Here is a 3,938-nt window from a genome sequence, read left to right as displayed (position 1 = left end):
TTCTTCGGCGAGTACGGCGACGTCGACTCGGCCGCGGCGCTGCTGACCCTCGACGACAGCACGTTCGTCGCGGTCAGCGGCACCCGGTACAACGGCGCCGGGCACGACGTACGGATGGAACTCCACGGCAGCCTCGGCTCGATCGCCGTCGGACTCGACTCGCACACCGCCCTGCGCTCGGCCGAACCCGGCGTCGCGTTCCCCGAAGGACCGCCGCACATGACGTTCATGGACCGGTTCCAGCCCGCGTACGTCGCCGAGCTGACCGCCTTCACCGAGGTCGTCGCCGGTACCCGCGACGTGCCGTGCACGGTCCGCGACGCGCTCGCCGCGTTCCGGATCGCCGACGCCTGCGAACTGTCCCGCCACGAAAACCGCATCGTCACGCTCTGAGGGGCCTGTTGCTATGACCGAAATTGCTGCCCGGATCGCCGGTGCCCCGATCTCCTGGGGCGTGTGCGAGGTGCCGGGGTGGGGCTGGCAGTACGACGCCGCGACCGTACTCGCCGAGATGCGCACGGTGGGGCTCGCCGCGACCGAGTTCGGCCCGGACGGGTTCCTGCCCGACGACCCTTCCGACAAGGCGAAAACCCTTGCGGACGTGGGTCTGCGGGCGGTCGGCGGGTTCGTTCCCGTCGTACTGCATGATCCTGCGGTTGATCCGTCCGCCGAGGTCGCTGCGGCGCTGGAAGGTTTCGTGGCAGCCGGTGCCGGGACGCTCGTACTGGCGGCTGCGACTGGCGCGGAGGGGTACGACGACCGCCCCGTGCTGGACGCCGCCGGGTGGAGCACCTTGCTCCGTCGGCTCGACGAACTGTCGGCCCTCGCCGCGTCCCGCGGAGTGCTGGCGACGATCCACCCGCACGTCGGGACCATGGTCGAGAACGCCGATGACGTCGCGCAGGTACTGGAGGGTTCGTCGATCGGGCTGACGCTCGACACCGGGCACCTGCTGATCGGGGGCGCCGACCCGGTCGCGCTGACCGTGGACCACGCTGACCGGATCCGCCACACGCATCTGAAGGACGTGGACGCCACCTGGGCCGCGCGGGTGCAGTCCGGCGAGGTCACGTACACGGACGCCGTACGGGCTGGGCTCTACCGGCCGCTCGGCGCGGGCGACATCGACATCGCGACGATCGTCGGCACGCTCGAGAAGGCCGGGTACGACGGCTGGTACGTCCTCGAACAGGACACGATCCTGCAGGACCGGCCGACCGGCGACGGCCCGATCGCGGACGTCCGCGCCAGCATCGCGCACCTGCACGAGATCGCGGCCACGGTTCGATGACACTGCGTGGTTCTTCGGGATGCGGGGTACCGACGGACCGGTGGGATGGGAAGGTCTGATGGTGGACGACGGACAGCTGGATGTACTGACGATCGGGCGGATCGGGGTCGACCTGTACCCGCTGCAGCTCGGGACGCACCTCGAGGACGTCACCTCGTTCGGGAAGTTCCTCGGCGGGAGCGCGACGAACGTGGCGGTCGCGGCGGCGCGGCACGGGCGGAGGTCGGCGGTGATCAGCCGCACCGGCAACGACCCGTTCGGCACCTTTATCCACCGCACGCTCGGCGAACTGGGCGTCGACGACCGCTTCGTCACGCCCGTCGACGGCCTGCCGACCCCGATCACGTTCTGCGAGATCTTCCCGCCGGACAACTTCCCGCTGTACTTCTACCGCTTCCCCAAGGCTCCGGACCTGGTCATCAACCCGTCCGAGCTGGACCTGACCGCGATCCGCGACGCCCGCATCTACTGGTCCACCGTCACCGGCCTCTCCGCCGAACCTTCGCGCTCCGCCCACTTCACCGCCTGGGAGGCCCGCGGGCGAAAGCCGATCACCGTGCTGGACCTGGACTACCGGCCGATGTTCTGGGCCGATCCTTCGGAGGCGCACGAGCAGGTGTCGCGGGCGCTGGAGTACTGCACTGTTGCTGTCGGCAACCGTGAGGAGTGCGAGGTCGCCGTCGGCGAGACCGACCCGGACAAGGCCGCCCAGGCCCTCCTCGACCGCGGCCTCGAACTCGCCGTCGTCAAGCAAGGCCCGCGCGGCACCCTCGCCCGCACCCGCGACGAACGCGTCGAAGTCCCGCCGTACCCGGTCGAGGTCGTCAACGGCCTCGGCGCCGGCGACGGCTTCGGCGGCGCCCTCTGCCACGGCCTCCTCGCCGGCTGGCCCCTGGAGAAGATCATCCGCTTCGCCAACACCGCCGGCGCCCTCGTCGCCTCCCGCCTCGAATGCTCCACCGCCATGCCCACAACCCCCGAAGTCCTCTCCCACCTCGGACCCGAAGCATGACCCCCCACAACGAAACCCCACCGACAAACCCCCAACCCCCCAAAAACAACCCACCCGACGGCTGGCACCCCGAAACCGAGCGCTTCACGGGCGAGGGCTCCGGGGACCGGCGTCCTGAGGACAGACATTCCGAGGACAGGCATTCCAAGGACCGGCGTTCCGAGGACCGGCGTTCCGCGGTTGAGCGTCCTGCGAACCCGCGCTCTGCGGGCGGGCGCTTCGCGGGCGGGGGCTCCGGGGAGGAGTACTCCGAAGACGCGCGCCCGATCCCCATCCGCCGTCCCGCCGACGACCCGGACGCCACCGTCCACACCCCCAGCGGGGACCCAGACGCGACGATCCTCACCCCCACGACGAACGACCCCACCGTCCTGACACCCCGCGGCGGTCCACGCACTCCCGCCCCGGACGACCCGACCTTCGTTACCGAGCCCCCGTCCCAAGGCACCTGGTGGGTAGCGCCAACCGACTACCCCCAATACCCCCACCAAACCCCGCCCGCCGGTCCACCGGACCGTACCCAAGGAACTCCCGACAGCCCACACGGCATGGCACGCGAGGGTGCGGGTACGGCCGGCGCGCTACCGCGAGACGAAGCTCGTGGTACGCGTGGCGCCGTAGCTGGCAACGGTGGCACCCCCGGCGTACCGCCCGAGGGTGTGCCTGCAGCTGGCCCGCCGGCAGGTGACGTGGCTCGTGGTGCGGGTGACGTGGCAGGTGGCAGCCGTGGTGCAGCAGGCATGGCGGCTGAGGGCGTGCATGCAGGTGCCGAGCCGACAGGTGACGTGCTCCGTGGTGCGCATGGCGCGGAGGCTGGCAGCGGTGGTGCGCCCGGCGTACAGCCCGAGGGTGTGCGTGCAGGTGGCCCGCCGACGGGTGACGTGCCCCGTGGTGCGCGTGGCGCGGTGGATGGCAACGGTGGTGCGCGTGGCGTAGCGCCCGAGGGCGCGCACCTTGACGGTGCGCCGACGGGTGACGTGGCTCGTAGTGGCGGGGCGAGCGACCAGGGTGCGCGTGGTGCTGAGGCGATTGAGCAGAGTGGGCTTGGTGCCGGGCCGAGTGAGCAGGGGGGACGTGGTGCTGGGGCGAATGATCCGACGGTGGTGGTGCGGCGGCCGCATGATCTGAGTGCGGGGGCGTACGCGGGTCCGAACGAGCCGACTGTCATCGTGCCTCGTGCTGAGACGTCTCGGGTACCAGGTCCCGACGACCCGACGGTGATCTCGGACCGGGCGGAACCGCATGTCGGCGCGAACGATCCGACGATTGCAGTACGCCGTACTGATGGCTCTGGGCCGGATGACGTTACAACTGTGATGGGTACGTCGCCCGGTGTCCCGGCGGTGACTCCGGACGGCCAAACGACCGTCATCGCAAGCCTGAACCTTCCCGCCGACCCGCCCCGCCCGACCGATGCCCGCGTGGAGCAAGTGCGCGGAGATCAGCCCCGCGGAGATCAGCCCGGCGGAGATCAGCCCGGCGGAGATCAGCCCGGAGCGGATCAGCTTCGCGCGGATCGGCCGCGCGAGAATCAGTCCGCGGGTGGCGAACCCCGCGCTGGCCACACGCCACACGATGCACAGCCAGGCGACGTACAGGCGGGCGATGAGCAGCCAGGCGGTAAGCAGTCGCGGG

Annotated in this window: 5 protein-coding genes; 3 read left to right on the top strand and 2 right to left on the bottom strand. The window is 70.8% G+C overall.

From position 1 onward, the window contains the following. From VFF46_RS34060 to iolC, 3 genes are all read left to right on the top strand, one after another. Positions 1-393: Gfo/Idh/MocA family oxidoreductase (locus VFF46_RS34060; protein ID WP_325041361.1), on the top strand; the 393-nt coding region annotated here is incomplete at its 5' end. Positions 394-406: 13 nt separating this feature from the next. Continuing rightward, positions 407-1,291 carry a sugar phosphate isomerase/epimerase gene (locus tag VFF46_RS34055; RefSeq protein WP_325041360.1) on the top strand — a complete coding sequence of 295 codons (885 nt, stop codon included), beginning with the start codon at positions 407-409 and terminating at the stop codon, positions 1,289-1,291. A gap of 58 nt (positions 1,292-1,349) precedes the next feature. Continuing rightward, on the top strand, positions 1,350-2,303 hold the full coding sequence (iolC, locus tag VFF46_RS34050; RefSeq protein WP_325041359.1) for a 5-dehydro-2-deoxygluconokinase: 954 nt from the start codon (positions 1,350-1,352) through the stop codon (positions 2,301-2,303). A 581-nt stretch (positions 2,304-2,884) separates the two neighbouring features. On the opposite strand, the gene VFF46_RS34045 is transcribed toward iolC, so the two are convergent. Together VFF46_RS34045 and VFF46_RS40690 are read right to left on the bottom strand one after the other, a co-directional pair. Next, positions 2,885-3,256, bottom strand: coding sequence for a hypothetical protein (locus tag VFF46_RS34045; RefSeq protein WP_325041358.1), 372 nt, complete (start codon positions 3,254-3,256; stop codon positions 2,885-2,887). Between the two features lie 415 nt (positions 3,257-3,671). Next, entirely contained in the window at positions 3,672-3,875 is a 204-nt protein-coding gene (locus VFF46_RS40690; protein WP_414673121.1) for a pentapeptide repeat-containing protein, read from the bottom strand. Between the last annotated feature and the right edge of the window lie 63 nt (positions 3,876-3,938).

It is taken from the genome of Kribbella sp. (genome assembly GCF_035655035.1).
Taxonomy (GTDB): domain Bacteria; phylum Actinomycetota; class Actinomycetes; order Propionibacteriales; family Kribbellaceae; genus Kribbella.
The sequence above is the reverse complement of the archived record's forward strand: the minus strand, read 5'-3'. Positions and strand labels throughout refer to the sequence as shown.